The sequence below is a fragment of the Cerasicoccus sp. TK19100 genome, assembly GCF_027257155.1.
In the GTDB taxonomy this organism is placed as follows: Bacteria; Verrucomicrobiota; Verrucomicrobiia; order Opitutales; family Cerasicoccaceae; genus Cerasicoccus; species Cerasicoccus fimbriatus.
The window spans coordinates 47,923-74,321 of the sequence record NZ_JAPWDU010000006.1 but is presented as its reverse complement, the minus strand read 5'-3'; the positions used below and the strand labels follow the sequence as shown (position 1 = coordinate 74,321).

The window sequence follows — 26,399 nt, the reverse complement described above, 5'->3', positions numbered from 1 at the left end:
GCAGAGTAATTGGCTTAGTCGAGGATGTAGGCGGGCTTTTCCTGCATGCAGTCGATCGGCATGGAAATGTGTTCGTGGATGACTTTCCACTGACCGTCGATCTTTTGGTAAACCACGCTGGTGCGGAACCAAGACTTCATCATGTCCGTCTCCTGCCCCTCGGGGATCTGCATACCGGTGCAGCGCGATAAGCAGGTGAGCAAGGCCGACTCGCCCATGACTTTTATCTTCACGTCCTTGCGGTGCACGGTGATCGTGTCGCCGAAAAACGGGAAGCAATGCTCCCAGAGTTCCTTGATGCCCTGCGCGCTGTCGACCTGGCTGCCGATGTCGAACAACGAGGCGTCGGCAACGTAGTCCTTGATAATTTCGGCCCCGTCCTTCTTGGCCACCGCGGCATCCCACTGCTCGATCGCGGCGAAAATTTCCGCCTCGGCACTGTCCACGAAATCGCCCACGCGTTCGAGGCTCGCAGTCCAGCCCTTCTGGTGCTCGTTGCAAACGTCGGCATTGGGGAAGCCGGTATGGGTCAGCTTAACCTGCGTGCCCTCGGCAACGCTCGACATTTCAATTAAAATTTCGGTCACGGGCAGCTGCTCCATTTCCGCATCGCCCACCCAGCGCCAGCTAAGCTTCAGGCGGTTCGGCGCAGCCAGCTCGGTGATCTTGCCATCCATGGTCATCTCTTTGCCGTGGGTGAACAGCGTCACGGAATAAACGCCGCCGACTTGCAGATCGACCGTGGCGCGCAGGCCCTTGGAATCGGGGCAGCCGAACCAGCGGTAAACCTGGTTTTGGTCGGTCCATGCCGCCCAGACGCGATCGATGGACGCCTTAAACGTGCGTTGAAGTTGGAGGGTGTTATCAGTGGCTTCGAGTATGGTGGTCATTATTTGTGTTGGTTGGATGTGGATTCTTTGTTGAATGATTCATTGCCCGGATCGGTCTCTTCCAAGTAGCGATCCAAAGCGTCGAAATTGCTTTCCCAGAAAATGCGGTAACGCTCGATCCACTCGTTGGCCTCGGCCAGTGGCTCGGCGTCGAGTGATATCCAATGCGTGCGACCGGCCTTTTCGCGACTAAGCAAACCCGCCCGCTCCAAAACGCGGAGGTGCTTGCTCACAGCGGGGGCTGACATCGAAAAACGCGACGCCAAGTCCGACACCGCTTGTTGCCCGGCGCGCAACACAGTCAAAATTTCGCGCCGGGTCGGATCGGCCAGCGCCGAGAAAATCAGGTTGAGGTCGATAGAACTATTAACCATGTGGTTAAATATCTATAGGGACACACCTTCGCGCAAGAAAATAATTAACCAATCGGTTAATTTTAATTCGCCCGCCCTTTCCGCGTCATCACTTCCAAAAAATCCGCTTGGATGCCGGCTCGGCGTTTGCCATGTTGTCCCTGCGCATGACCAAGCTACTTCTCAGACGCCTACTCGAGACAATCCCGGTGCTTTTTATCCTGGCGACGATGGCGTTCTTTATGATGCGCGCTGCGCCCGGCACCCCGTTTGACAAGGAGAAGGAAGTGGCCCCCCACATTCGCGAAGCCTGGGAAAAACAATACGGCCTCGACCAGCCCATGCTCGTGCAATACGGGCAGTTCCTGGGTGTGTCGCCGCGCCCCAACGGCGAATACCGCGGCCTGCTGCATGGCGACCTTGGCGTTTCCACGACCTACACCGGCTGGGATGTCGACGAGCTCATGGCGCAGAAAATTCCCATCTCGCTGGAGCTCGGCTTTTACTCGCTGGTCATTGCGATGCTGATCGGCGTCAGCGCTGGTGTGCTCGCAGCCTGGCGACCACACACACTGACCGACCACCTGCCCATGAGCCTCGCGATGCTCGGCATTTGCCTGCCCACGTTTGTCATCGGACCGCTGCTCATTCTCTATTTCGCGCTCGATCTGCAGTGGTTTAACGTGTCCGGGTGGACCTTCGCCAGTGACCGGGTGCTGCCCTCGCTGACACTGGGCTTGTTTTACGCGGCCTACCTCGCACGGCTAACGCGCGGCAGCATGCTGGAGGTGCGCAACATGGACTATATGCGCACTGCGCTGGCCAAGGGCGTCAGCGGTTGGCGCGTCTATGGCGTGCATGGTTTGCGCAACGGCATCCTGCCCGTAATTTCCTTTCTCGGGCCGGCCGCGGCAGGCCTGATCAGCGGCTCCTTCGTCGTGGAAACGATTTTCCGCATTCCGGGCCTGGGCCGGTTCTTTGTCGAGGCAGCGATCAACCGCGACGCGATGCTCGTGATCGGCTGCGCGCTTTTTTACGCGACGCTACTCGTCGTGCTCAACATGCTCGCTGAAATCGTCCAGGCCGCGATGAATCCCAAGCTGCGCTTCGCCTAAGGCAGCAGGGGTTTAGCCGCGGATGAACGCGGATTAAACGCGGATGGCTTCTTAATATTTAGGTAGCGCAGGCGCGCCTGCCCCGCTAAGCGATGAGCTCGCGCCGCACAGCATCAGAGTGGCGTAGGTCGGTCACTTTAGTGGCCGACATGTATTTAAGGCCGAAAGGCAATGCATCGCCAACATGCGGATGGCTAAAGCCAACCGCGCACGCCTTCAGCATGCTAGGCAGCGCGAGGAGTAAGCTATCGCTACAGCTTTCACGGCAATCGATATAACCGTAAAATCCCATTTGCCCAATGGGCAAATCAACCGGTGCAGCGGGACGCTGCCCTAGAGCAGTTCGCGGTCGAGGAAGGACGTCGCGCCGTCGGAGGTCGCGATGATGTGATCGAGTAAATTGATGCCCACGGCGTCGCAGGCGGCTTTGATGGCGGTCGTCAGGCGAAGGTCTTGCTGGGAGGGCTCCAGCTCGCCGGTGGGGTGGTTGTGCGCGATGACGACATACACCGCGTGGCGCTGCAGCGCGGCGCGGGCCACCTTTTGCGGGTAAACCGTGGCGCGGTTGGCGAGGCCTTCTTCCAGGCGCTCCACGCCGTTTTTCATCAGTTGGTAGCTGTGGTTTAAATAAGCCACCTCAAAAACCTCGTGCTTCAGCTCGCCCAGACGTGCACGGAAAAGATCAATCAGCGCGTCCACGCTGTCGAGCATCGGCAATTGCTCAGCCTGTTGGCGCAGGTAGAGCACCATGGTTTCCTTAATAATGCGCAGCGCAACGGGCGTTACCTGCCCCATGCCATCGAGCTGCTGCAGCTCGTCCATCGGCGCATCCAGGATTCCCTTCAGCGAGCCAAAATGCGCTAAGAGCTTTTTGGCCAGCGGCTTTACGTCGCGCCGCGGGATGCAGAGCGTGAGTAGCAGCTCCACCGCCTCATGGTCGGCAAAGTTGTCCAAACCGCCCCGCATAAATCGCTCGCGCAGGCGGGCGCGGTGGCCGTGGTGGTGCGCCGGTTCTTCGCTCATCGCGGCGGACTTTTGCCGAGCCTGCGCCGCTGGACAAGCGCCAATATCGGTAATTGCAAAATTAGCCAAATCTGCTAGATTATTTCATTATGCGTTCTTTAGCGATCATGGCTCTAGCCCTACTCGGTAGCGCCGCTCAAGCGGTGGAAGTCGGTGACACCCGCGCCGCCGTCATCGAGGAACTGGGGTTTCCCATTGGCCAGCTCGACCTGGGGGACCGCCAGCGCCTGATGTTTGACGCCGGCGACATCACCCTCGTGGACGGAGTCGTGACCGTGGTTAATTTAAAATCAACCGCCCAGCTAAAGCGTGATGCCGAGGCCAAGGAAAACATGGCCGCCTACTGGGCTGAGCGCCGGGCGGAGGACCTTGCCGAGCGCCTCGACCATGGCCGCATGTGGCTGGATTACCTGGAGCTAGAGTCCACGCCGATCACCGAAAACGACGTCAAGGCGATCATGGGACACTGGAACCAACTGCGCAAGGACCACCCGGAGGCGGATATCGTGGCAGAATATGACGCCACCCTCGCCCTCGCCGAAGCCCGCGCCGCCGAGATCAAGCAGCGCCGCGAAGAGCAGCGCTTGGCCGCACTGGAGCGCCGGGTCGCCGCCGCCGAGCAACGCGCTGCGGCCGCCGAAGAGCAGGCATCCAATTTTCAGCGTTATACTTACACCTACCCGGCGTATTATTATCCGCAGCCACGCACGGTGGTGGTCATCGGCAATGGCGGCGCGTACTGCCCGCCACAAGCCCAGCCGAAGCAACCAGGCCTGTCGGCCAGCTACAGTTCGGGCAATTTCAGCGTCAACTACAGCAGCGTCGGTTCACGCTACTGCAATCCCTACCCGAGCAACCCGATCGTTATCACCCGCAATAACCCGCAGTGATCAACGCCGCCGCAACTGGGCCGCGAAAAGCCCTGGCATCAGGACAAAGCCTACTTCGACTTTCCGCTCAACGATCGCGTCGTTGGCGTGTGGATCGCACTCGGTGAAGCCACCGTAGCCAACGGCTGCATGCACCGCAACCACAAGGGCATCAGCAAGGGCCGGTCATCCACTTCAAGCGGCGCGATTGGCAAATCTGCGACACCGATAGAAGACCGCCTCAAGCACTTTGGCAGCGAGGGCAAAGACGTCAGTTGCTAAGGCCCCGCTAGAAAAAGCCACCCCCTAGGGCTCGAGGATGTAAACATAGTTCGCGCCGTCCATTTGGAATTTGCCGGTGCTCAGGTTACCATCGTCGAGCATCTCGTCCACCTCGGTCGCCTGCTCTTCATCCATATGAGAGCCCGTAATCGCGATACCGGCCTGGTAGGTGCCGTTATTATAATTCCAATCGTAGCGACCGCCGACCACGGTTCGGATCGTAAACTCACTTGGGTCGAGGTAGCCCTGCATTTCTGTCGGGACCACGCCAGCGGCATAGTCGGGCGGCCAAGCCCCATGCTCGGCCGAGTAGTTATCGAAGGCACCAGCGAACACCCGCAAGTCATTGGCGAGGCGGGTATTTTGCGCAGTAATGCGCGCCTTTTGGAACGCCGGCATGCCCATGATCGCCAGCAGACCAATAATCACAATAACGGTCATTATCTCCACCAGAGTAAAGGCGGCACGGCGCTCAGATGCAGCTGTCGAGTTTTTCATGGCTTGCAGTAGTGTCGAAAATAATAGAGCCGTCTGGCCCAGCTCACAAGCTGTTTATCAACCGGGTAAATAAAACACGGGCGACCATCAAGCCGCCCGCGTGAAGTCTTCGATGTAGTCGTCCGCTATTCTTCTAGAATAAGCACGTAGGAATCCCCGGTGCTGCGGAAACGACCGCTGCCCAGATCGCCATTGTCCAGGATCTCGTCGATCCCGATCGCTTGCAGATCCTCCAGATTGGAGCTGCGGATACTGACGCCAGCGTATGGGTGCGCGTCCGGGCCCTCCCAGTCATAGTTACCGCCGTAAACGGTGCGTTCGGTGAACTTGCCATCGGTAATGTAGCCTTCCATCCCGGGGGGCAAAACGCCCTCGTTGACGTCAGCTGGCCAAGCGCCAAATTCGAGGCTATAGCTCTCGAAAGCGCCGCTGAACTGGCGCAGGTCATTGGCCAATCGCGTATTTTGGGTGAGCATGCGGGCGCGTTGAAAGGCCGGCATGGCGATAGTAGCCAGCAGACCGACAATAACGATCACAATCATGATCTCGACCAGCGTGAAGCCCCGCTTTGGTGCAGGGCACACATGATCGGTTAGCGCATGGGGTAAGCTAGCCTCGGCGCTGCGCTGAGCACCGGCTTGATTTTTGATACACATGTGAGGAACAGTTTGATGATAGTTATGATATCCATAATAAGCCGGTTAGGGCTAAATAAGGCTGGTATAATATAGGGCTCACAACTTAGTCGCGCTAAGAATACACCACAAGCGACAACCGAAACAGCCCCCGATCCGGTTACGTAAGTGACACCAAGCCTCTCAGTAATTCCTTTAAAACCAGCTATTTATACACTTCGAAAAAACTGGTAAAAATTATTACAGCTCACCCACACCCCGTCGATAACCTGGCAAAAAATGCCCCAAAAGCCCAAACCGCCACCCCCCAACGCATCCACAGCAAATCCGCAAAGACCAAAACAAGCTGGAAAAGCCCGCGAAAATAGTTCTTGTTGGTTAGCTTTTTCGTCATGGAAACCTTGCGCAACCTTACCGCCCAACAAGCACGCGATGCCCGCGCCGCTCACGGATCCCCCTTGTACGTTTACTCCGCCGAAGCGCTGGAGACACAGGCGCAGCGCGCGCTCGCCTTTCCCAATGCCTTTGGGTTGACGGTTCGCTACGCCATGAAGGCCGCGCCCAACGCCGCCATTCTCAAGCTATTCACTACGCTGGGCCTCCACATCGACGCTTCGTCCGGCTGGGAAGTCCGCCGCGCGATCAAGGCTGGTGTGCCCGCTGGCAACATTTCCCTGAGCACCCAGCAAATGCCCGACGACTTTGCCGAGCTACATGAGGCTGGCATCAAGTTTAACGCCTGCTCGCTGGCTCAGCTCGAGCGCTTCGGCGAACTCTTCCCCGGGCAAAGCTGCGGCGTGCGCTTCAACCCGGGCCTCGGCTCCGGCGGCACCGGCAAGACCAACGTCGGCGGCCCGCACTCCAGCTTCGGCATCTGGCACGAATGGGCTGACCAAGTGGAGGCCATCGCGGCCAAGCACCGCCTGACTATCGAGCGCATTCATACGCACATCGGCTCGGGCAGCGACCCCGCCGTCTGGGAGCGCGTCAGCCACCTGAGCCTCGACCTCGTGCGCCGTTTTGGCGATGTAAAGACGCTCAATCTCGGCGGCGGCTACAAGGTCGGCCGCATGGCGCATGAGAAGTCGACCGACCTGCAAGTGGTCGGCCAACCCGTTAAGGAAGCCTTTGCCAAGCTGGCCGCTGAGACCGGACGCGAGATCAAGCTGGAGATCGAACCGGGCACCTTCCTGCTCGCCAATGCCTGCTCGCTGATTTGCTCGGTGCAGGACGTTGTCTCGACCGGCGGGCCCGATGGCCGCGAATTTCTCAAGCTCGATGGCGGGATGACGGAGATTCTCCGCCCATCGCTCTATGCCGCGCAGCACCCGATCGTCGTCGTGCCCGAGCAAGACACGGGCGAAACCGCCGAATACCTCGTCGTTGGCCACTGCTGTGAATCCGGCGACGTGTTGACCGTCGGCGCGGACGACCCGGAGTCACTGCAACCGCGCGAGTTGGCCAAGGCCGCCGTGGGTGATTTGATCGTAATCGAAGGAGCCGGTGCCTATTGCTCCTCCATGAGTGCGAAGAACTACAACAGCTTCCCCGAGGCCGCCGAGGCCCTGCTGGAAAAGGATGGAAGCCTGCGCCTGATTCGCCGTCGCCAGACTTTGGAACAGATCCTGCAAAACGAAGTCTGCGATAGTTGATGGGCAAACTTTCCACCAAATTACGGCGCGATCCGCAGACCAGCGTTCGTCACCGCATCAATGCGGGCCGCGTCGCCGTCCAGCAACAGGTGGATTTCTTTCGCCGTCAGTTCGGCGTGGTCGCCAGCGATTGGAAGGCCGACGAGACCCGCGTGACCTTCGCCGACTTTGCGATCTCGGAAAAACTCTTCGCCGAGCTACGGGGAACCTTTCCCCAGGACGATTTCTGCAGTGAGGAATCGAGCCCGGAAGATGAGCTGCTCGCGCTGGAGGCTGAGTTCTGCTGGGTGCTTGATCCCATCGACGGGACCAACAATTACTTTTTCGGCGTGCCGATGTGCGCGATTTCACTGGCGCTGCTGCGTCGCGGCGAACCAATTTACGGCTTCGTTTACGACCTCGCCCGTGGCAAACTCGTGGAAGGCGGGCCAGAGTTTGGCGTCATCGATGGTTCCACCAAAGCAAGTGCGAAAACGAGCCCGCTGGACAAACACAGTATCCTCGCCCTGCACTTTCCCATGAAGCCAGCGGAAACCACTGCCCTGCGCGAGTGGCTGGAAAATTACCGGGTGCGCTCGTTTGGCAGCAGCACCCTGGCGCTGACCTATACCGCGCTGGGTAAGCTCGATGGCTGCCTGGATACACGCGTCAAAGTCTGGGACATTGCCGCGGCTTATGCACTGATCAAGGGTGCGGGCGGCGATTTTCATTGGTTCGATGAGCCGGCGTTTCCGATGACGGATTTCAAAGTCGATCAGCCGAAGCTGCGCTTCGCGGCGGGCTCCACCGCCTTTGTCGAGGCAGCGGCAAAGCTGGATATTGGTAGGAAAAAGGAAAAAGATTAAAGGAAAAAGGTCATAATTCGCCATGAGCTGTGCTCTACGCGATTGATCTCACGCTGCTTGCGATGGATGAAAAATTGGCCAACGACAAGAGGCACCTTTTTCCTTTAATCTTTTTCCTTTTTCCTCACTTAAACGTGAGGGTCTGGCTGATGAGTTCAAAGCCGGGCATCGCACTGGGCAAATCATCAGACATGTAAAACTCAGTGATCAGAATCCCCCTATTCGTGCCGGGAACGACCGCAGCGAACACACGACAGCCACCCGGCAGGATGTTCATGATCTTGCCCTTCAAGTGCTTACCAACGCCCGAGTATGGGCCCCAGGTGTCGAAGTCTCCGTAGGAATAGGTATTAACCGCTGGGCCATCAAGCGCCTGCAGGACATCTTCCATCGTCTTTTCAACGTCCATACCCGGCGAGGCCTGGAAAATTTCGATGTTAATGTGGCTGGAGCCATCAGTCTCGATCGTGAAAAGGCGGTCGGGATCGTAATCGGGCTGATGCGTGGCAATAACCCAATTTTTCGGGTATTTTAAAGAGAAAGTCGGACGGTCGATGGACGCCATGTCCGAGGGAGACCAGGAGCCGGCTTCTTCGATGGCATCCTGACGATCATCTTCCGGATCGTCGAAGAAGAACGCCAGTGGCAGATTGACCGCGTAAGCCGAAACGACCGCAAACGACGCCACGACCATCGCCATCATGGACTTACGCATTATTCGACTGCCAATTTTGATACCCATACCCAGTATGGATCAAAATATAGAGACTAACCCTTGGTTCAAACTTTTATTCCAATTAAATTCACACCGGCACTGCCTCATTGGGCATGAGGTCATGAATTTGTAATTTTGGGTTAAAATCCATCAACTCGTCAAAAAACCAGGCGCGCGCCTCGGGGTCTCCATGCGTCAGCGCCACGGCCCGCGGGTCCAGCGCATGCGCGAACTGCAACAACTCGTCGCGATCGGCGTGCCCACTCAAGTCGAATTGCTCAATGTGCGCGCGAACCGGTGCCGCGTGGTCGATCACCGAAAACAAAAAGCTGTCTCCCTGGGCGGTGGCTAGCAGCTCGCCACCGGGCGTTTCCGGATCGCAATAGCCAACGAAGCAGATCGTATTGGCGTGGTCATCCAGCATGGCGGCAGCCGCGTGGTAGGACGGCGTATGCTCCACCAGCATCCCGCTGGAGAGCACATAAATCCCCTTCTGTCCCGGGCTGTTGCCGGGCTTAAAGGGCGGTGGCGGCTGAACCTTGAGTGCCTTGAGCACCGAGCGGCGGAAATGCACCCCACCGACCTTGCGCGAAATCGCGTCAAAATAGTCAACGATGTCCATGCCCAAGCCAGCGCAGAAGATCGGGCATTCGGGCAGCTCGCCGCGCTGCCGCGCATCGTGCAGCAGCTGCAACACCTCTTGCATGCGCCCAAGAGCAAATACCGGGATCAACACACACCCCGCGCGGTCCAGCGTGTGGGCAATGGTAGCCACCAGCCTCTCGACCTCGCTCTGGCGCGTGCGCTCGGGAACACGCCCCTGGGCACCACGGGTCGTTTCCATGACGAGCGTATCCGTCGGCTCAACCGGGAAATCCGCGCCGTCCAGTGTAGCCTGCGCGCCAAACATCACATCCCCCGTAAAGAAGATCCGGCGATGCTTATAGACCATGCTCACGCCAGCCGCTCCGGCAATGTGGCCGGCGCGGTGCAGGGTGAAGGTCAGCTCCTCGCCACCACGCTCGATGCTGCGCGGTTGGCCAAATGTCAGGCCCATCAGGGCGTGATCCACAGCGTCGACTTCAGCAAAAGTATAGAGCGGCAGGTCTACGTTGCCCAGCTCGTCGCGCTGGCGCTTCATCACGTTGACCGAGTTGCGCAGCATCCGCTGGGCCAGCATTTGAGAGGCGCGGCTGCACACATAGAGCGCCTCGGGGTGCTCGCGGCAGACAATCGGCAGCGAACCGAGGTGATCCAGGTGGCAATGCGTCAGGATAACCAGGTCCAGCGGGCCATCACCAAGCAGCTCGAAATTGGGCGTCGATTCGCGGCCAACGCTTTTGGGGTCCAGCCCGGCGTCGATCAACACACGAAACGGCCCGATCTCCACGAGCAGGGAGTTCGCCCCGATGCGCCGATGCCGGCCTAAATCAGTTAATTGCATGTGGGCCGATTGTGGCCCGTTTGCCGTCGGAGTCGATGGCGGATTCTGTGATGTTGTGCTCAATTTAATCCCAGAGGAATGTTCATCTCAAAGCGCGGAATTCGCGTAAAAATCGGCCCGCCCATTTCGTCGAGCCCGTGGAAGGCACCCTCGGCGGCGGCGCTCTGATCGCTCACATGGTAGCTGTTGTAGGAGAAGCTTTCGCCCGGCGCAAGGTGCGGCGTTTGCTGGACGATTTTATCGCCCTCCACAACCAGCTTGGTGCCATCGGCGTGATCAATCACCCACTTTCGCCCCAACAGGGTAACAGCGCGATCCGACAGATTTTCAATCGTAATGAAGTAAATAAATGCGTGCTCACGGCCGTCGCTAGGCTCTTCGATCGTCTGGTAAACCACGCGGTCGATCACCACGCGCAGGCCAGGTAATTCAACGGCTTGGCTATCCCCATGGGCGTCTGTCATGAGATTACTGTAGCATGCCTCCGGTCAGTTGCAATGCAGCATGCTTACGGTTTTTCGGCTTACCCTTGATGCCGGGCGAGGCAGTGTGTTTATATGTAAACGTGGCCGCCATAGAATATTTCCTTTTCGCCTTCGTATCGCTCTTCGTGATTATCTCGCCGATCTCGACAGTGCCGCTGTTTCTGGGGATGACCCCGGACAACACGGCCGAGGAACGCATTGCCATGGCCAAACTGGCCTGCACGCTGGCGGGCGGCGTGCTGCTGTTTTTCGCCGTCATGGGGCAATTACTTTTTAATGCGCTGGGCATCACCTCGGCCGCATTCCAAACAGCGGGCGGTCTGCTAATTTTACTTATCTCAATCGAAATGGTTCTGGGAAAAGATCCCGCGCCCGTTGCCGTGATCACCCCCGAAGACAAGGCTGCCGGGATGCGCAAGGACGACATTGCGATCACCCCACTGGCGATACCGATGATCTCCGGCCCGGGCTCGATCTCCACCGCGGTGCTGTTGCAGAGCAAGGCAGCTGGCTGGATGCAATACGCAATGCTTGGGCTGGCAATTGTCAGCGTGGCCGGGGCCAGCTACGCGATATTCCGCTTTGCCGCGATTGGCGGCAAGTGGCTCAGCCCGCTGATTCTGCGCATCACAAAACGGCTGATGGGCCTACTGCTCGCGGCGGTCTCCGTGCAATTTATCTTCAACGGCATCCGCAACTCGGGGCTGCTGGGAAATATCGTCGCCCCCTAAAAGCCATCACTTTTTCATCGCGCTCAGCGTCTTTGTCTTGTCCTCGATCGTCGTCACGACGACTTGACCGTTCATCCCGAGAGACATCTCCATGTGCTGCTCCTGCTTGACCAATCCGACGCCCGGTGCCCACCAGATTTGCTCGGTAATCTTGCCATTGCTGATATCCATTTTCTGACCAGCCGCTTCGATAGCGCCCGTGATGCTGCCAACCGTTTTTACCAGCAGCACGTCTTCGAGCTCACCCAGCGCTGTGTCTAGCGTGACGTATTCATAGTCCGACACCGAGACCTCCATGCTCATGCCCTGCATCGACACATTGGTAGTGTATAACTCACCAGCAGCAACCTTGTCGAAATCGATCATCAACGCCGCCGGAGTGATCTTGTTTGCCTCCGTGAGCTCCGCGCCATCTTGCAACTGCGCATGCATGAGCACCTTACCGCCGTCTACGGTAAAGACCGTATTAAGCGTGTCGTGGGATTCACCGCCGGACAGCTGACTTTTTTGCGAAATATTTTGCTGAAGCATGCGCGCTCCCTCAATGCCAAGTTCCGGGTAGGCATTAGGCTGGTAGGACTCCGTCGTCGTGCCGGTAAGGGAGTCCTGCTGTTCGCCCTGCGGCGTCACATAGGTGCGCGTTTTGGTGACGTCATATTCCCAGACAACACCCTCGTCCGTCGGGAAGTATTTCTCCAGCTGCCCGTGGGACAGCGTTACCGCAAAGAACCAAGCAAACAAGACAACGTGGGATTTCATAACACGCACGCTAAACCCTCACGACCGCATGAAGCAAGAATCGATATCGGGCGGGCGTGTCGCGACGGCGATTACCTGGCGTTGCCACGTTCGGATTGCGGCTCAGTCTTTCAGCTCGTGCTTCATGCGCTCAAACTCACGACGCAGGAAATCCGGATCGGGCTTGCGCTCGCCCACCGGCCGACCATGTCGCAGGGCGCACTCATCGCGGTTCAGCGGTTCTTTGCCGTATTGGATCAGGTAAACGCGGCGCATGTCATTGCTCTTATTCGCACCGCTGCAGTGGAATGTGCGACTGGTGAAAAACACAATTGAGCCAGCCTTACAGGTCATGCAAAGCCCGGTTTTATCTCCATGATAACCCACCCGCTCATGACCGCCATTGGGCGTTTTTACGATCTCGTGCGGGATGATTTCACGCGACTCCGGATACTCGGAGAACGGCAGTAAAAATACTGGCCCGTTGTCCTCATGCACATCGTCCAAAGCAATCCAGCAAGTCACATACGGGTCGTGCTCGCGGCCGACGTAACCGCTGTCCTGATGCCAGGCGAAGGTGCTGTCCGATGCCGCCATTTTCACCACGTATTGCTCATGGGCAATGTAGACATCCGGGCCCAAAATCTTTCGCAAACTATCCAGCATCACCTCAGAAAAAATGAAATCGTAGAGCTCCGGATAGATCAGCGAGGGATGCCCGGTAAAGTAGCGCGCCCCTTTCCGGTGGAGGCTCATTTCGGTAACGCCGCGCCGATCCATCTCCGCGTCATACTGGTCGATCATATGCATGCACCGGCTGCGCAACAGCTCCAGTTGCGACTCGCTCAAGGCGTTTTCCAGCACGCAATAGCCCTCGTCGTAGTATTGCGTAACTTGATCATAAGTGAGGCGATTAAGCTTGGTCTGGCTTGGCTCGGAAACGGGTGAGGTATTCATAAAGCAAATAGATTGTTGAATTTAACTGGTTTCAGGCCCGCATCATACCCGATTAGCACCAATAATGCTTTTCATTCGATCGGATATATATTGCATTTTTTGATATGCCGCAAATCAGCCATTCCAGAAAGCTCAGGGAACGCCTGCACCTGGACCGCTCTTTGAAAGGCAAAAGCTGGCTCTACCAGGCCGAGCGTCCATTTGCGCCGAAACCATCCCACATCCATGTCGAGTTGGAGCTAAACCTCTGCATTGCCGGCCAAGGCGAGTACCTGAGCGAGGGACGACTGATCCCCTTGAAACCTGGCGGGTTGATTTGGCTGTTCCCCGAGCAAGACCACGCCATGCACCGGGCAACTCCAGACTTCCAAATGTGGATTGCCATCTTTCGCCCCAGCCTTTTACGGCAAACCTGCCGACAGCCCGAGAACCGGCCATTGCTCAGCGCACATCGCCCGGCAACGCATCAGACCGTCGCCCACCTGCTGCCCACCGAAACACAGGCATTGGTCAACCTATTCTCGGAAATCGAAACTCTAGCCGACGCCGGTCAATTCGATCGCAGTAACGCCGCCCTGCCCTTGCTCTTACTCGATGCCTGGCAACACACGCAAAGCGCAAGCGCCCAACAGCCAGCCGAGGATGCTCTGCACCCCGCCGTCTTCCGCGCTGCCATGCAGATCAATGACGACCCGACCATCGAGTCGCTGACTTCGCTATCCGCCCATGCCGGACTCTCCTACGAGCATCTGAGCCGAATCTTTTCACAGCAACTGGGCCAGACCATGAGCGCCTACCGCAATGAGCAACGCCTTCGCCGCTTCGCGACCCTCATTGAGGGCGAGCGTTTTAATCTGACCGAAGCCGCACTGGAGGCCGGCTTTGGCAGCTACACCCAATGCTTTCGCGTGCTGCGGGATCAATGGGGACTGTCGCCATCCCAGCTCAAAGCAAGCCCGCGCAATCGACACAAAAAAGCCGCTGACTAAAATCAGCGGCTTTGTATTGCAAAGTTTAGAGCACCTTAGGCGGGCATGCCGGCTGGTGCGGCTCCAGGGAGACCTTCGTCGCCGTCGTCTTCCTTCGGCTTGGACTTCTTGGCGGGCTTCTCTGGCTCCTCTTCCTTTTCGGGCGGAGGCGTGGTGTTGTTGATCACCGGAGAGCGCAGTTCGCCAAACTCGAGGATTTCGTGGACGTGCTTACCGTCGATCGTCTCGTATTCAAGCAAGGCTTCGGCTATACCTTCGAGCGCCTTCCGGTGCTCTTCGATAATCTGCTCCGCACGCTTGTATTGCGAGGTGAGAATCTTCTGCATCTCGGAGTCGATTCGGCGGGCGGTTTCCTCGGAGTAGTCCTGATTGCGCGTGATCTCCTTGGCCAGGAAGATATGTTCCTGGTTTTCACCCAAAGCGATTGGTCCAAGATCACTCATGCCAAGATCGCACACCATGGTGCGGGCGGCGCGGGTGGCCTGCTTGATATCACTGGAGGCACCGCTGGAGAAATCACCCGTTTCGAGCTCTTCGCCGATGCGGCCAGCCATGCAGCAGCAGATGAAATTAAGGATGTCGTTCTTGGTCTCGCCGAGCACTTCCTTGGTCGGCGTGAGCATGGCCATGCCGAGGGCTCGGCCACGCGGCAGAATCGTCACCTTGTGCAACTCGTGGTTCTTGCTTTTGAGCACGGCTTGAACGAGCGCGTGGCCCGCTTCGTGGAAGGCAGTGGAGCGCTTATCCTCCTCGTCCATGAGCTTGCGACGCTCACGACCGTAGGCAATTTTGTCGCGCGCCTCCTCGATGTCGGCGGCTTCGACTTCAGATTTGTCGTAACGCGCAGCAACCAGGGCTGCTTCGTTGAGCAGATTGGCCAAATCCGCGCCAGAGAAGCCTGCTGTGCTGCGGGCAACCCGGGTCAAATCAATGGCGCGCGCCATCTTGATCTTTTTGGCGTGCACGCGGAGAATTTCTTCGCGGCCCTTGAGGTCCGGCAGGTCGATCAACACTTGGCGGTCAAAACGACCGGGGCGCAGCAGCGCCTTGTCGAGCACGTCCGGGCGGTTCGTCGCCGCGATGATGATGATGCCTTCATGGCCGTCAAAACCGTCCATCTCAACCAGCAGCGAATTGAGCGTTTGCTCGCGCTCGTCATTACCGCCGCCCAAGCCGGCACCACGCTGGCGACCGACGGCGTCGATTTCGTCGATAAAGACAATGCACGGCGCGTTCTTGCGGCCTTGCTCGAACATATCGCGAACACGTGCGGCACCCACGCCGACAAACATTTCCACGAAGTCCGAACCGGAAATGGAGAAGAACGGCACGTCTGCCTCACCGGCCACAGCCTTGGCGAGCAGGGTTTTACCCGTGCCAGGAGGGCCCACCATGAGCACGCCCTTGGGCACTTTACCGCCGATCTTCTGGAATTTCTTCGGGTCCTTCAAGAAGTCCACCACTTCGGAGACTTCTTCTTTGGCCTCGTCGCAACCGGCCACGTCCTTAAAGAGGAAGCGATCCTTGTCGCGGGTGAGCAGCTTCGCGCGGCTCTTGCCGAAGGACATCGCGCCCTTGCCAGCCATCTTGAGCTGGCGAACAAAGAGGAAATAAATCAGGCCAATGATGATCAGGAACGGCAACAGATTGACCAGAATCTCCATCATCACGGTGCTGGCCGGCTTGGCGACGACCTTGTACGGCGCGTCCGGGCTCGTTAGCAAATCATAACGCGAGTCAGTCAACTTACCCGAACAGGTAAACTGGATAAGGTCGTCATCCTTCGCGGTCGTGGGGATATTGTTATTCTTATTAGAACCTTCATCCTTGGCCAAATCCGTCGATCCCTTGGTGTCCGCAGCTTCATCAGCAGTGGTGTCCACCTTGGCATTCGGGTTTTTCAGCGTGCCCCACATGGAGTACCACTGACGGCCGCCGCTGGGGTCCTCCTTCAGGTAAAGCTCATTCAGCTCGCCGTTTTCGGCCTTGCGAATCAGTTCGGATACGGTCAGTTGCTCTGCACCGGTCGGCTGACCGGGCGACAGGCGCCACAGAAGGACGATCGCAGTGATTACTGCCAGCCAAATGAAGATCATTTTCGGATGAAATGACCCTGGCGGCGGATTTTTTTGCGCGTCGTCGCGTTTTTCGTCGTTCTCGCTCATTTACAGGTAAAAAGAGTATCAATAATCACCTAGATTCCCCGGTAAGTCAACATTAGAGCCGTTTTGCACGCCGATACGATGCGGGCGCTCTCACTTGGGGGCAATCCGGGGACCCAAAGAATGGCTCCGTGGCTATCACAGACCACGGGCAGGCGCTTTCGTTCCCTTTCGGGAATTTTCCGGTCGGTGAAGCAATCCTGGAGCTTGCGCATGCCCGGGCTACCGAGTGGGCGATAACGGTCGCCCGGCTGCCACAGGCGCACGGTCAACGGCTCATCATCGAGGGAAGCCAGATTCAAATAAACGCGCTCGTATTCGGAAAATTGGCCACTGCGGATTTGCGCATTGAGGCTGTCATCCAGGCTGGCCCGGTGGCACATCAGCAGGCCGGCATCAGGCAAGGCCAAACCGGAGCCCGGCGTCAGCGAATGCGCTCGCCAGCTCGGTGCCCGCTCATCCAAGCGCAAACGGATGACGCCATGGTCGTCGGCCACGAGAAACTTTCCCTTGCCCACGCTGAAGCGAAGCGGCGACTCCTCAATCCAGCTCAGCAGCAGGTCATCCACGGCTCCAGCGGATAAATTCTCCAGCAGTCCCATCCGCGCGAGCCAGCGGACCAGCGCCCGGCGCCAGAGCGCCCTGGGTTTGCCGCGCAGGCCGTTGGGCGCGAGGTGTTCCTTGTGCTCTTTGGCCGGATAGACTGCCTCCAGCCACGAGTCGAGGGCATCGGCGTCTTCTTCTAAAAGTTGGCGTGCGCGGATCGCGCCTTGCAGGGCGTCGCCATGGCTCGCCTCCTGAAGCGCGGGCCAGACCTGGTGGCGAATCCGATTGCGGAAGTAGTCACCGGTTTGGTTGCTGGCGTCTTCACGCCACGGAATCTCTAATTGGCGCAAGCCGTCGACAATCGCCTCGCGCGACCACTCCAGCATCGGGCGCAGGTGGACGGGGCTATTGCGCGCAGGCTGGCTCACCGGACGCGGGGCCGCGAAACCCTCAGCACCCGAACCGCGAGTCAGCCGCATGAGCTGGGTCTCGGCAACATCGTTGGCGTGGTGGCCCAGGCAAACGACCGCGCAATCCGCCTCCGAGAAAAACTTCAGCCGCGCCGCGCGCAGTTCTCCCTCGCCCACTTTGGTGCCAGGGGAAAAATCAGCCCGGCCCAGCCGGAACTCCAAACCCAGGCCATTGGCGACCACGCGCACGAATTCGGCATCCGCATCCGCATTCGCGCCGCGCAATCCGTGGTTAAAATGCAACACACGCAGCCGGCCCCGACGCTGCGGATAGCGCGCCCACAACAGCAGCAGCAGCGCAAGCGAATCCGCCCCCCCCGAACAAGCAACGCCCCAACTCACCTTAAACTGCTCGATCACATGGATCGCGGCGGGGTGCAGGGGCTCCTCCTTCCAGAGGTCGGCGAGGCGCAGTGCTTGTTGGAACCAATCAGTCACGATGTAAGACTATGCGCAGGGAGCCAAAAATTGCGACACCAGCCGAAGCAGCGACGCCGTTTGGCGAATGTTTTACAGGGGATGGGAGGAAATTAGTCAGCCGCGAGGTCGAGCAACTCCTTATCGCGGGCGGCGCGGACCGCGTCCACGATGGCGATGCCCACGAGGTCCATTGCGGCGAGTTGCTGGAAGCGGGCTTCGAAATCGTCGCGCTCTTCTTCGGTAAAAATCTTGCGCTGGAGGCGGCAGGCCTCGACGAGTGCCAACAAAGCGGCCTCTTCCGGGCTGGGAATCTCTTCCGGGTTCAGCACCAGGCTGCGGATCTGGTTCACCACATCGGCGCGGGGGCGGTCGTCCGCCTGCGGATAAACGGGGGCCTTGAGCTTGCGCACGAAAAACACCTTGTCCTTCTTGTCGAGGACTTCTTCCTCCACAAGGCGCTCCAAGGTCTTGGAAACGAGCAACTTACCCTGCAACGCCAGACGACCGATTGCCTTGCGCAGCGGCACTTCCTTGTCCCCCTCGCGCACCACTTGCAGAGCGGAGTTGAGCAACGGTCGCTGTGGGTAGGACTCCTGCAGCACGATGACATTCTCCGCATCGGAGTCGATGATGTTGCGGAAAGTCATTTCCATCAGGAAAGCGCCGGCAAGGCCGATCTCCAGCGACTTGCGCGGAAGGGCGTGAAATTTTCCGGTTTTCGGGTCCAGGGCGAGTATTAGTAGCTGCTCGGCAAATGTCATGGTCGGCAGTGAAACGATTTTGCCCGGCGGCGGAAAGCTCTTTTTTAGTATCAGTTGGTGAGTTTCGAGTTACGAGTTGCGCATTGAAGAGGTAGCTCTGCTCTCGCTTTCCAACGCGCAACTCGAAACTCAGCACGCGTAACTGAGAAGTCGTAACTACTCCGTAATATAGTTCTTTCTTGCAAGTGGCATTTAAATGTCCCATACACACAGGCGTTTTTACTGGGAAAGGTGCGTGGCAAAAAACCGGGCACCGTTACTCGGCAAAAGACTCAAGGGTGAGAATCACCCATCGTGAGCTTGGTTCGGGGCGCCGGAATCCAGTTCGTTATCCTCCGGCGCTGAACAAGAAAAGAATCAAGACAGTGGACATCTACGTTGGGAATATTCCCTACGATCTCACCGATGACGAGCTAATGGGCATTTTTGGTGCCCATGGCGAAGTTACTTCGGCAAAAGTCATCATCGACCGCGAAACCGGCCGTTCCAAAGGCTTCGCCTTCGTCTCCATGGAGAGCGAAGAAGAAGCAAACGCAGCTGTTGAAGCACTCAACGGCGCAGAAATTGGCGGTCGTCCCGCTAAGGTAAACATTGCACGCCCACGTGAAGAACGACCCCCGCGTCGTGACTTCGGCGGCGGTGGCGGCGGCGGCTTCAAGCGAGGCGGCGGAGGCGGTGGCTTCCGTGGCGGTCGCGACGGCGGCGGCGGCGGCGGTGGTTACCGTGGCAGTCGTGACGGCGGCGGTGGCGGTGGCTACCGTGGCGGCGACGATGGCGGTTTTCGCAAGCGTGAACGCGGCGGCTCCAGCGGCGGTCGTGATCGTCGCTCCTTCTAAGACAGCTTACGAGCTTTCCAGAATTCCAGCTCAAGACAGCTGTTTTACGAGGCTGACGGCCCGGCAAGGGTCGTCGCCAACCAACATCCTTTCCGAATAGATTTTAAAACGCCGGTCTTCATGGCCGGCGTTTTTTGCGTACCCATTTCACGCCAAATCAAATAACTCCAAGCTTGCCAGATCAATTGATACAGCGATTAATATTTCGAGTAAGCCAATTGGTAACAGCACCCCTCCCCTCCTGAATGCTGTTCGGATTGCCTCATCCACAAACCTCAAATTGAACCCATTCAATAACCCCCTATGGCCAGCCTGAAAGATATTGCTGACGAAGTCGGCGTTTCCGTATCCCTCGTTTCCAAAGTCATCAACGACAAGCTGGGCACCACCGGTGCCCGCAAGGAACTGATCGAAGCCATTAAGGCCAAAGCCGAAGAGCTCGGCTATAAGCGGAATTTTAACTCGATCGCCCTCCTGGCCAAGCGCCAGGGTGCCATCAGCGTCTTTCTGCATCGCATCGGCTCCAAGGGGGCCACGATCACCGAAGACACCCTGGAAGGGATGGCGGAGTCTGCGCACAAACACAACCTGCGCATGATGCTCAACTTCGTCACCGAATATGACGACTACATTCAGCGCCTGCAAGACCTGCACACCGGCATGGTCGACGGCGTTGTGCTCAGCGGCGTTTACCACATTGAGGCGGTCCCCGAGTTGCTTAAGCTACAAAAGGAAGGCCTGAAGCTCGTCAGCACTTTCAGCAACCCGATCCATGAAAAGATCCCCAACGTCGGCCTGATCGAAGAGAACACGACCTACCTCAGCACCAAGCACTTGATCGAGCAGGGCTGCGAAAGCATCGCCACCTTCGACACCATGCCGCAGCGCACCAATGGCTACCGCCGCGCCTTGGAGGAAGCCGGCCGCCCCGTCAACGAACGCCTCATTTTTGGCATGCCCCACGGCCAGGAGGGCTTTTACGGCTCCACCGCCCGTGGCGCGCTCATCGGTGCGCTCGAATCGGGGGTCGAAATTGACGGCATTTGTGCGCAGTCCGACACCCAGGCCGTTTACGCGATCAATGAGCTGCTCAGCCGCGGTGTCAGCATCCCGGGCGATGTCAAAATCACCGGTATCGACAATTCCCCCTTCTGCGAAACTTGCAGCGTGCCACTGACCAGTATCGACCAGAAATTCGCTCAGCGTGGCCGCCTCGCCGTGGATATGCTCGAAAAGCTCATGGAAGGCGAACCGGTCGAATCCCTCAAGCTGGCCCCCGAACTCGTCGTGCGGAAATCAAGCATCTAGAGCACTTTCCATCGAGCTTGGCCAATCAGGCCGCAGTGATTTTTAGCGTCCTAGCAAGGCGCAAGGCTACTGCCTAATCAGAGAAACAAACACTGGCGGGTTGCCCACGCGCTTGACCAGTGAGACAATGCAGAGGGCAACGATAATACCGCCCACGATCAGCACCCCTATCGGCCCAAGCACCTCCAACAGCCAAACGAACACCTTTTTGATGAGACCACGACGCCCGGAAGTGTCCGCATCAGCGCCACTGGCTAGATCCTGAGCGCCACGGAAAAATCCGTACGTAACCGCCGCAAAAAACACCGTGAAGATTAGTGGCTTAATCGCAGCCGTCACGGCATTCAGCTCCTGCCGCTTTTCAGTAAATCCCGACAAATTCTGCTTCAATTGGCTGTAGACCGCCACCAATTCATCGTCAGATACGAAGCTGAAGCTGGCCGATTTACTTTCTTTGCCAACTTTGTAAGAGATATCCAGCTCATCCGGCTTTTTCTCGTTATATTGGATGCGCTTGATCGTCCCAAAGGGAATGACTTTGGCACCTTTTGGCAAATTGGCGGCGTCCCGCTGAAGCGCCCCTGCCGCCGAAGTCAGCTCGGCGTCCCTTGGATTGGCGGTTACGATGTAGTCGGGACCAAGCGCCAAAAGTGTTTCAAAGATGCCCTTGGGGTTAGTGAAAATTTGCATAGGATATTTCTCGTTTGCATCGAGATTTTACGCAAACCAACAACTAGCAAGCAAATAACACTACGAACTATGACACTATAAAGGGTATTCGTATCCTTCCCTGATCACACTGCCGCGCTCATCTTTTTCGCAATCAACACGGCCGCCTCTTTAGTATTGAAACAACCGGCTGGATTCGTGTTTTCTTATCGGCTTCTAAAAAATCCCATGGCGTTAATTGTGCAAAAATACGGCGGCACCTCCGTGAAGGACGTGGACCGCATCCAGAATGTGGCGCGCCGCATCAAGAGCTTCGTCGACCAGGGCCACCAGGTCGTCGTGGTTGTCAGCGCCCGCGGTGGCGTGACCAACGAGCTCGTGGATCGCGCCAAACAGATTAACCCCCAGCCCGCTGAGCGCGAGATGGACATGCTGCTGGCTTGCGGCGAACAGGAAACCATCGCACTGACCGCCATGGCGCTCCACGCCCTCGGCCAGCCCGCCGTATCCCGCCTCGGCCACCAGGCCGGCTTTGTCACCGATGGTGAACACACCCGCGCCCGCATTATCGACATCACCGGCGGCGATATCCATGAGCGCCTCGCCATGGGCGAAGTCGTCATCGTGGCCGGCTTCCAGGGTCGCAACGACCAGGGCGAGATCACCACGCTGGGCCGTGGAGGCAGCGACCTCTCCGCCGTGGCGCTGGCCGCGGGGCTCAAGGCCGACCTTTGCCAGATTTTCACCGACGTGGATGGCGTCTACACCGCCGACCCCCGCGTCGTCCCCAACGCCCGTAAGATTAACGAAATCAGCTATGAAGAAATGCTGGAGCTCGCCTCGATGGGCTCCAAGGTCATGCAGGCGCGCTCCGTGGAGTTTGCGCAGAAGCATGGCGTCATCTTCGAAGTGCGCAGCAGTTTTAATGACCAACCCGGAACCATCGTGAAAGCAGAAGTCCCCTCCATGGAAGACGTCGTCGTCAGCGGCGTCGCGCTGGATAAGAACCAGGCCAAGATCACCGTTAGCGACCTGCCGGATAAGCCCGGCACGGCAGCCCGCGTTTTCAAAGCGCTCGGCGAAGCTAACGTCATCGTCGACATGATCGTGCAGAACGTTGGTCGCGGCGGCGCGGCGAATCTGACCTTCACCGTGCCCAAGGACGATGTCCACCGTGCCACTACAGCCGTGGAAAAGGTCCTCGCTGAAATCGGCGGCGGCACCGTCAACTACACCGGCGACATCGCCAAGCTGTCCGTGGTGGGCGTGGGCATGCGCAGCCATGCTGGCGTTGCCGCAACGTTGTTCGACATCCTCGCCAAGCACAACGTGAACATCCAGATGATCTCCACGTCGGAAATCCGCATCTCCGTCGCCATCGATCTGGAAGACGCCGCTAAGGCCACCCAAGCCGCCCACGACGGCTTCGGACTCGGCGCGTAAAACGCGCCGAAGATTAAAGTGAGCAAATTAAAGATTAAAGATTTGCGGAACGCATCTGTATGACCGGAGCAAAAGTGGTGAAGCCAGCTTTACTCCACTTGCCAGACGCTCTGTTCTTTAATTTTTAATTTGCCCACTTTAATCTCCCAACATGCCCGAACCCGTCACTGTCTTTGTCTCCCGAACCGCCAAACCCGGCCGGGAAGCCGAGCTCGAACAGTGGCTACGCGATGTACGGGAGGCATCGTCGCAATTTCCCGGGTTTGTGACGAGCCGCAGTATCGAATCCGAGGACGGGAATCACCCTGGCGAATTTGAAGTCGTTTTCACCTTCGACTCTGCGGAGAATTTTTCACGCTGGTGTAACTCCCCCGAAAAGAAGGCGCTCTACAACCGCGTTAGTGAGTTGGTCACGGAACAGAAAATCCGCAAAATCAGCGGGATGGAGCCATGGCTAGATCTCTCTCCCCCAGACATGGCCCCACCGCCCAAATGGAAGATGTTTCTTCTAGCGTTCTTGGGCGTTTATCCGACGCTCAACGTGGTCTTCTTCTTCATGATGCCGCTCGTGCGCGATTTGCCTATGTGGCTGCGCCTGCTGTGCACCGTCCCGGTAATCTCCGCACTGATGACCTTCCTCGTCATGCCCGCGCTCGCCAAGGCCTTTCACGGCTGGCTGTACCCGTCTCGCTAAGGTCAACTGCGATTCATTTTGTCTCCTGATTGGGGCAAATTTACTGAAAGTTGAATGTCCGTTCGCCCTAGGCCCCGCCCTGAACTATCCGCGACAGAGGCCTTGATCGGTTTATCACAATCAGTTTTCGGTCACCACAGATTCACTACTCGCCGATCAGTATCTCATAAAAAAATCGCTATTACTAACTACACACAATCAGCATATCGGCTACAAATACGCTAAACATGAAGTTCTAACTCCACATACGTAAAATTAGCCTAAGGCCCTTTAATATTTAACCTAGGGCGTACTGCCCAAACAATAAAGCAATAGCCCCAGAGGTGGGTTCAGTAGATATACTTACCACCTAAATCAAAATACTACTATACGCCGAAACCCGTTCCATCAAAGGGTTTCGCACATCTACACAACTTAAAAATCAGGGCCATTATACCCCAATACAGCATCCCTAATTGCCAAATTCAGTGATATCCACTAGTCGACGGTAGGACTACATGACGAAAAAGTAATAACGAGCCAATAATTGCGCTTCGTAATAAGGCTTTTATTCGTAAAATAATAGTCATGAAATGGTCAACCGGCAGTAAATTAAACGCCTTCACTCTGGTCGAGCTGATGGTGGGCATGACCTTGGCCGGTATTATTTTTGCGGGAGCCTTCAGCGGAATGAAGACTGGCTTCGATATCGTGGAGGAAGCCCGGGATCAGGCCCGCGTCACCCAGCTGCTCCAATCCGAGATCGAGCGCATGCGCACACTTAACTGGACCGACATTTCAGCGCTTCCAGCCAAGGAATCCATCACGCTTGATGGTGCCCTGGCAAGCTCCTACCGCGACCGCTACAGCTTCATTCGCACAATCCAAGCCAACGGAACAGACCGCGTGATCGTGACCATTACTGCCAGTTGGCAAAACAGCGGCCGCTCGCGCGACAAATCGATGTTAACCGGATTTTCAAAGGACGGACTCTATGACTACTACTACCGTACGCTCTAAGAATCGTCGCCGGGGCTTCAGCCTCATGGAAGTTCTGGTGGTGACTGCCGTCATGGGATTTTTTGTGAGCATCGCCACCAGCTCGCTGGTCGCCCTGTCACGCAGTTCGACATCCCTGGTTAACTATCAGGACATGAATGAGCAAAGCCGCATCATGCTCGAATTGTTCGCCCGTGACCTCCGCTCCGCAGTCACCGTCGATAGCGTTAGCGACACGGCGCTGACCATACAAACCATCACCTCCGACGGTTCGAAAAAAACGATCAGCTACACATACAGCAGCAGCGCTGGTGTTATTTACCGGCAAGAGGGCTCGGGCGTTCGCGATATCATTTTGGACGACGTCGCCGCCTTCGACATGAATTTCTTCACCTTCCGGGGCCAGGACACCGTCAACCCGATCGAGACCAAGCGTGTGCAGATTGAGGCCATGATGGAGCGCACAGTCCTCAGCAGCAAGAACACCAACCACATCATTTCCGCCCAATTCGTTCTGCGCAATCACCGCGTCAGCAGCTAACCATGAAACCACGCCAGTATCATCGCCAATACGCCACCGCGGGCCGTCGCGCCGAAAAGGGATCGGTGGTTATTTCCGTGCTGTTGCTCGCGTTGGTCATCGTTAGCACCGTCACTTTATACCTGCGCAACGCGGTGCAGGAAATGAAATTCTCCGAGCGCACATTCGCTCTACAGCAGTCGATCAATCTCGCCGAGATGGGTGCCGAGGAAGCGATCTGGGCCATCAATAACGACGATTGGACCGGCTGGACAGAGCTTGCCATCGACCGCTATTACCGCGCCTACACGCCGACGAACAGCTCCACGGATAAAATCTACGTTTACGCCGACACCCAGCAAAGCTCCAATATCTGGATCGCCACCGGAAGCGAAGTGGGCGTCACCGGCGGGAGCGTGGAGAAGCAGCTCTACATTCGCCTCGGCTACCGGAGCATGTTTGCCAACGGCCTTACCGCCAAAAACCAACTGCGCTTCAACGGCAACCAGGTCAACGTCGACTCCTATTTCAGCACCAACGGCGCGTATGACCCCACGAACAACCGCAACGATGGCGGCTCGGTCGCTAGCACCAGTGTCGAGGTCGATTCCGTAATCATTCAGAACGCCGACGTCTTGGGCTACGTATCCACTGGCGGCGCTCAGCCCAAAGTCGGCACACAGGGCTCCATCACCGGTTTCAATACACCGAAGGGCCAAAAGATCGATCCCAGCCGCGTCGCCCGTGACTTCTATGCGGAGTTCCCTGACGTCACCACCCCCAGCACTGCGGGGGCGACGACAACCATTACCTCCTGGACCCTTGGCAGCAGTGGAACGGAAACCGTTTACCATTTCCATGATTTCTACGTTCCCAATGGCTTCGCTTTCACCGTCGACGGTGACGTCACCATGGTGCTGGATGACGACTTAAAAGTCCGCGGCAGCATCTATGTCCCAGACGGTTCCAAACTCACCATCTACGTCGATGACGAGATGGACATTGGTGGCAACGGCATCGTCAACATCAACGGCAAGCCGGAGAATCTTCAGATCTACGGCACCAACCAGTCCAACAATAATTTGCAGAGTCTGGACCTCCACGGCAACGGCGCGCTTGCAGCCATTATTTACGCGCCCAACGCCAGCTTGAGCCTGAAGGGTGGCGGTAGCTCTGGCGTTTTTTACGGTGCCGCCGTGGCCCACAATATCACCATTAACGGCAACTACGATTTTCACTACGACGAGTCCCTCAAGGACTTTGCACCGGAAAACACCTACCAAATGCTCGAGTGGCGTGAGTTAACCGCCGCCGCCGACCGCTACCCGCTCACTACGCCGGGATCACTCACCACCTACACGCCTTAAGAAA

General features: G+C 57.5%; 28 protein-coding genes. 14 read left to right on the top strand and 14 right to left on the bottom strand.

Features of this window, described 5'->3' with window-relative positions; genetic code table 11:
- Positions 1–14: 14 nt before the first annotated feature.
- Positions 15–890 carry an SRPBCC domain-containing protein gene (locus tag O3S85_RS15225; RefSeq protein ID WP_269541492.1) on the bottom strand — a complete coding sequence of 292 codons (876 nt, stop codon included), beginning with the start codon at positions 888–890 and terminating at the stop codon, positions 15–17.
- Positions 890–1,264, bottom strand: a complete 375-nt coding sequence (locus tag O3S85_RS15220; RefSeq protein ID WP_269541490.1) for an ArsR/SmtB family transcription factor — start codon at positions 1,262–1,264, stop codon at positions 890–892. The genes O3S85_RS15225 and O3S85_RS15220 overlap by 1 nt, the downstream gene beginning before the upstream one ends.
- A gap of 131 nt (positions 1,265–1,395) precedes the next feature.
- Between O3S85_RS15220 and O3S85_RS15215 the strand changes: the two genes are divergently transcribed.
- On the top strand, positions 1,396–2,358 hold the full coding sequence (locus O3S85_RS15215) for an ABC transporter permease (protein ID WP_269541488.1): 963 nt from the start codon (positions 1,396–1,398) through the stop codon (positions 2,356–2,358).
- A gap of 333 nt (positions 2,359–2,691) precedes the next feature.
- Here O3S85_RS15215 and O3S85_RS15210 read toward each other — a convergent pair whose 3' ends face one another.
- Entirely contained in the window at positions 2,692–3,381 is a 690-nt protein-coding gene (locus tag O3S85_RS15210; protein WP_269541486.1) for a JAB domain-containing protein, read from the bottom strand.
- Between the two features lie 107 nt (positions 3,382–3,488).
- Between O3S85_RS15210 and O3S85_RS15205 the strand changes: the two genes are divergently transcribed.
- Positions 3,489–4,271, top strand: coding sequence for a carbohydrate porin (locus O3S85_RS15205; protein ID WP_269541484.1), 783 nt, complete (start codon positions 3,489–3,491; stop codon positions 4,269–4,271).
- Between the two features lie 15 nt (positions 4,272–4,286).
- On the top strand, positions 4,287–4,532 hold the full coding sequence (locus O3S85_RS15200; RefSeq protein ID WP_269542094.1) for a phytanoyl-CoA dioxygenase family protein: 246 nt from the start codon (positions 4,287–4,289) through the stop codon (positions 4,530–4,532).
- 24 nt (positions 4,533–4,556) lie between these two features.
- Here the strand turns inward: O3S85_RS15200 and O3S85_RS15195 are convergent, their stop codons facing one another.
- Together O3S85_RS15195 and O3S85_RS15190 are read right to left on the bottom strand one after the other, a co-directional pair.
- On the bottom strand, positions 4,557–5,030 hold the full coding sequence (locus O3S85_RS15195; RefSeq protein WP_269541483.1) for a type II secretion system protein: 474 nt from the start codon (positions 5,028–5,030) through the stop codon (positions 4,557–4,559).
- Positions 5,031–5,155: 125 nt separating this feature from the next.
- Positions 5,156–5,686, bottom strand: coding sequence for a type II secretion system protein (locus tag O3S85_RS15190; protein WP_269541481.1), 531 nt, complete (start codon positions 5,684–5,686; stop codon positions 5,156–5,158).
- 371 nt (positions 5,687–6,057) lie between these two features.
- Here O3S85_RS15190 and O3S85_RS15185 point away from each other — a divergent pair, with 371 nt between their 5' ends.
- Positions 6,058–7,317, top strand: coding sequence for a diaminopimelate decarboxylase (locus tag O3S85_RS15185; RefSeq protein WP_269541480.1), 1,260 nt, complete (start codon positions 6,058–6,060; stop codon positions 7,315–7,317).
- On the top strand, positions 7,317–8,162 hold the full coding sequence (locus tag O3S85_RS15180) for an inositol monophosphatase family protein (RefSeq protein WP_269541478.1): 846 nt from the start codon (positions 7,317–7,319) through the stop codon (positions 8,160–8,162). The genes O3S85_RS15185 and O3S85_RS15180 overlap by 1 nt, the downstream gene beginning before the upstream one ends.
- 124 nt (positions 8,163–8,286) lie before the next feature.
- On the opposite strand, the gene O3S85_RS15175 is transcribed toward O3S85_RS15180, so the two are convergent.
- From O3S85_RS15175 to O3S85_RS15165, 3 genes are all read right to left on the bottom strand, one after another.
- Positions 8,287–8,904: a hypothetical protein gene (locus O3S85_RS15175; protein WP_269541476.1), complete on the bottom strand. Its 618-nt coding sequence runs from the start codon at positions 8,902–8,904 to the stop codon at positions 8,287–8,289.
- 61 nt (positions 8,905–8,965) lie between these two features.
- Positions 8,966–10,321: an MBL fold metallo-hydrolase gene (locus tag O3S85_RS15170; RefSeq protein ID WP_269541474.1), complete on the bottom strand. Its 1,356-nt coding sequence runs from the start codon at positions 10,319–10,321 to the stop codon at positions 8,966–8,968.
- A gap of 59 nt (positions 10,322–10,380) precedes the next feature.
- Positions 10,381–10,785 carry an ApaG domain-containing protein gene (locus O3S85_RS15165; RefSeq protein WP_269541472.1) on the bottom strand — a complete coding sequence of 135 codons (405 nt, stop codon included), beginning with the start codon at positions 10,783–10,785 and terminating at the stop codon, positions 10,381–10,383.
- A 101-nt stretch (positions 10,786–10,886) separates the two neighbouring features.
- Here O3S85_RS15165 and O3S85_RS15160 point away from each other — a divergent pair, with 101 nt between their 5' ends.
- A complete protein-coding gene (locus O3S85_RS15160) occupies positions 10,887–11,537 on the top strand; it encodes a MarC family protein (RefSeq protein WP_269541471.1) in 651 nt (216 codons plus the stop codon).
- A 6-nt stretch (positions 11,538–11,543) separates the two neighbouring features.
- Here the strand turns inward: O3S85_RS15160 and O3S85_RS15155 are convergent, their stop codons facing one another.
- Both O3S85_RS15155 and O3S85_RS15150 read right to left on the bottom strand, forming a co-directional pair.
- Positions 11,544–12,296: a hypothetical protein gene (locus O3S85_RS15155; protein WP_269541470.1), complete on the bottom strand. Its 753-nt coding sequence runs from the start codon at positions 12,294–12,296 to the stop codon at positions 11,544–11,546.
- A gap of 102 nt (positions 12,297–12,398) precedes the next feature.
- The gene (locus tag O3S85_RS15150; protein WP_269541469.1) at positions 12,399–13,232 is read right to left on the bottom strand and encodes a phytanoyl-CoA dioxygenase family protein; all 834 of its coding nucleotides are present in this window, start codon (positions 13,230–13,232) and stop codon (positions 12,399–12,401) included.
- A gap of 104 nt (positions 13,233–13,336) precedes the next feature.
- Between O3S85_RS15150 and O3S85_RS15145 the strand changes: the two genes are divergently transcribed.
- Complete coding sequence (locus O3S85_RS15145; RefSeq protein ID WP_269541468.1) at positions 13,337–14,221, top strand: AraC family transcriptional regulator; 885 nt, start codon at positions 13,337–13,339, stop codon at positions 14,219–14,221.
- Positions 14,222–14,256: 35 nt separating this feature from the next.
- Here the strand turns inward: O3S85_RS15145 and ftsH are convergent, their stop codons facing one another.
- The 3 genes from ftsH to O3S85_RS15130 form a co-directional block, all read right to left on the bottom strand.
- Entirely contained in the window at positions 14,257–16,386 is a 2,130-nt protein-coding gene (gene ftsH, locus O3S85_RS15140; RefSeq protein WP_269541467.1) for an ATP-dependent zinc metalloprotease FtsH, read from the bottom strand.
- Between the two features lie 29 nt (positions 16,387–16,415).
- Positions 16,416–17,837 carry a tRNA lysidine(34) synthetase TilS gene (gene tilS, locus O3S85_RS15135; RefSeq protein WP_269541466.1) on the bottom strand — a complete coding sequence of 474 codons (1,422 nt, stop codon included), beginning with the start codon at positions 17,835–17,837 and terminating at the stop codon, positions 16,416–16,418.
- A gap of 92 nt (positions 17,838–17,929) precedes the next feature.
- A complete protein-coding gene (locus O3S85_RS15130; protein WP_269541465.1) occupies positions 17,930–18,580 on the bottom strand; it encodes a GOLPH3/VPS74 family protein in 651 nt (216 codons plus the stop codon).
- 278 nt (positions 18,581–18,858) lie between these two features.
- Here O3S85_RS15130 and O3S85_RS15125 point away from each other — a divergent pair, with 278 nt between their 5' ends.
- Positions 18,859–19,416: an RNA recognition motif domain-containing protein gene (locus tag O3S85_RS15125; RefSeq protein WP_269541464.1), complete on the top strand. Its 558-nt coding sequence runs from the start codon at positions 18,859–18,861 to the stop codon at positions 19,414–19,416.
- A gap of 303 nt (positions 19,417–19,719) precedes the next feature.
- Complete coding sequence (locus O3S85_RS15120) at positions 19,720–20,724, top strand: LacI family DNA-binding transcriptional regulator (RefSeq protein WP_269541463.1); 1,005 nt, start codon at positions 19,720–19,722, stop codon at positions 20,722–20,724.
- Between the two features lie 66 nt (positions 20,725–20,790).
- Here O3S85_RS15120 and O3S85_RS15115 read toward each other — a convergent pair whose 3' ends face one another.
- A complete protein-coding gene (locus O3S85_RS15115) occupies positions 20,791–21,414 on the bottom strand; it encodes a hypothetical protein (protein ID WP_269541461.1) in 624 nt (207 codons plus the stop codon).
- A gap of 207 nt (positions 21,415–21,621) precedes the next feature.
- Between O3S85_RS15115 and O3S85_RS15110 the strand changes: the two genes are divergently transcribed.
- From O3S85_RS15110 to O3S85_RS15090, 5 genes are all read left to right on the top strand, one after another.
- A complete protein-coding gene (locus O3S85_RS15110; RefSeq protein ID WP_269541460.1) occupies positions 21,622–22,836 on the top strand; it encodes an aspartate kinase in 1,215 nt (404 codons plus the stop codon).
- Positions 22,837–22,987: 151 nt separating this feature from the next.
- The gene (locus O3S85_RS15105; RefSeq protein ID WP_269541458.1) at positions 22,988–23,530 is read left to right on the top strand and encodes an antibiotic biosynthesis monooxygenase; all 543 of its coding nucleotides are present in this window, start codon (positions 22,988–22,990) and stop codon (positions 23,528–23,530) included.
- Between the two features lie 567 nt (positions 23,531–24,097).
- Entirely contained in the window at positions 24,098–24,529 is a 432-nt protein-coding gene (locus tag O3S85_RS15100; protein WP_269541456.1) for a PulJ/GspJ family protein, read from the top strand.
- Positions 24,504–25,049: a PulJ/GspJ family protein gene (locus tag O3S85_RS15095; protein WP_269541454.1), complete on the top strand. Its 546-nt coding sequence runs from the start codon at positions 24,504–24,506 to the stop codon at positions 25,047–25,049. Before O3S85_RS15100 ends, O3S85_RS15095 begins: the two co-directional genes overlap by 26 nt.
- 2 nt (positions 25,050–25,051) lie before the next feature.
- Complete coding sequence (locus tag O3S85_RS15090) at positions 25,052–26,395, top strand: DUF7305 domain-containing protein (protein WP_269541452.1); 1,344 nt, start codon at positions 25,052–25,054, stop codon at positions 26,393–26,395.
- Positions 26,396–26,399: the final 4 nt, after the last annotated feature.

Bases quoted from the DNA above. Each gene is read 5' to 3' on its own strand.
- ftsH (WP_269541467.1), bottom strand. From the start codon at position 16,386: ATGAGCGAGAACGACGAAAAACGCGACGACGCGCAAAAAAATCCGCCG.
- O3S85_RS15190 (WP_269541481.1), bottom strand. From the start codon at position 5,686: ATGTGTATCAAAAATCAAGCCGGTGCTCAGCGCAGCGCCGAGGCTAGC.
- O3S85_RS15115 (WP_269541461.1), bottom strand. From the start codon at position 21,414: ATGCAAATTTTCACTAACCCCAAGGGCATCTTTGAAACACTTTTGGCG.
- O3S85_RS15100 (WP_269541456.1), top strand. From the start codon at position 24,098: ATGAAATGGTCAACCGGCAGTAAATTAAACGCCTTCACTCTGGTCGAG.
- O3S85_RS15180 (WP_269541478.1), top strand. From the start codon at position 7,317: ATGGGCAAACTTTCCACCAAATTACGGCGCGATCCGCAGACCAGCGTT.
- O3S85_RS15165 (WP_269541472.1), bottom strand. From the start codon at position 10,785: ATGACAGACGCCCATGGGGATAGCCAAGCCGTTGAATTACCTGGCCTG.
- O3S85_RS15225 (WP_269541492.1), bottom strand. From the start codon at position 890: ATGACCACCATACTCGAAGCCACTGATAACACCCTCCAACTTCAACGC.
- O3S85_RS15120 (WP_269541463.1), top strand. From the start codon at position 19,720: ATGGCCAGCCTGAAAGATATTGCTGACGAAGTCGGCGTTTCCGTATCC.
- O3S85_RS15170 (WP_269541474.1), bottom strand. From the start codon at position 10,321: ATGCAATTAACTGATTTAGGCCGGCATCGGCGCATCGGGGCGAACTCC.
- O3S85_RS15130 (WP_269541465.1), bottom strand. From the start codon at position 18,580: ATGACATTTGCCGAGCAGCTACTAATACTCGCCCTGGACCCGAAAACC.
- O3S85_RS15110 (WP_269541460.1), top strand. From the start codon at position 21,622: ATGGCGTTAATTGTGCAAAAATACGGCGGCACCTCCGTGAAGGACGTG.
- O3S85_RS15090 (WP_269541452.1), top strand. From the start codon at position 25,052: ATGAAACCACGCCAGTATCATCGCCAATACGCCACCGCGGGCCGTCGC.
- O3S85_RS15095 (WP_269541454.1), top strand. From the start codon at position 24,504: ATGACTACTACTACCGTACGCTCTAAGAATCGTCGCCGGGGCTTCAGC.
- O3S85_RS15205 (WP_269541484.1), top strand. From the start codon at position 3,489: ATGGCTCTAGCCCTACTCGGTAGCGCCGCTCAAGCGGTGGAAGTCGGT.
- O3S85_RS15155 (WP_269541470.1), bottom strand. From the start codon at position 12,296: ATGAAATCCCACGTTGTCTTGTTTGCTTGGTTCTTTGCGGTAACGCTG.
- O3S85_RS15195 (WP_269541483.1), bottom strand. From the start codon at position 5,030: ATGAAAAACTCGACAGCTGCATCTGAGCGCCGTGCCGCCTTTACTCTG.
- O3S85_RS15215 (WP_269541488.1), top strand. From the start codon at position 1,396: ATGTTGTCCCTGCGCATGACCAAGCTACTTCTCAGACGCCTACTCGAG.
- O3S85_RS15150 (WP_269541469.1), bottom strand. From the start codon at position 13,232: ATGAATACCTCACCCGTTTCCGAGCCAAGCCAGACCAAGCTTAATCGC.
- O3S85_RS15185 (WP_269541480.1), top strand. From the start codon at position 6,058: ATGGAAACCTTGCGCAACCTTACCGCCCAACAAGCACGCGATGCCCGC.
- O3S85_RS15175 (WP_269541476.1), bottom strand. From the start codon at position 8,904: ATGGGTATCAAAATTGGCAGTCGAATAATGCGTAAGTCCATGATGGCG.
- O3S85_RS15210 (WP_269541486.1), bottom strand. From the start codon at position 3,381: ATGAGCGAAGAACCGGCGCACCACCACGGCCACCGCGCCCGCCTGCGC.
- O3S85_RS15220 (WP_269541490.1), bottom strand. From the start codon at position 1,264: ATGGTTAATAGTTCTATCGACCTCAACCTGATTTTCTCGGCGCTGGCC.
- O3S85_RS15145 (WP_269541468.1), top strand. From the start codon at position 13,337: ATGCCGCAAATCAGCCATTCCAGAAAGCTCAGGGAACGCCTGCACCTG.
- O3S85_RS15105 (WP_269541458.1), top strand. From the start codon at position 22,988: ATGCCCGAACCCGTCACTGTCTTTGTCTCCCGAACCGCCAAACCCGGC.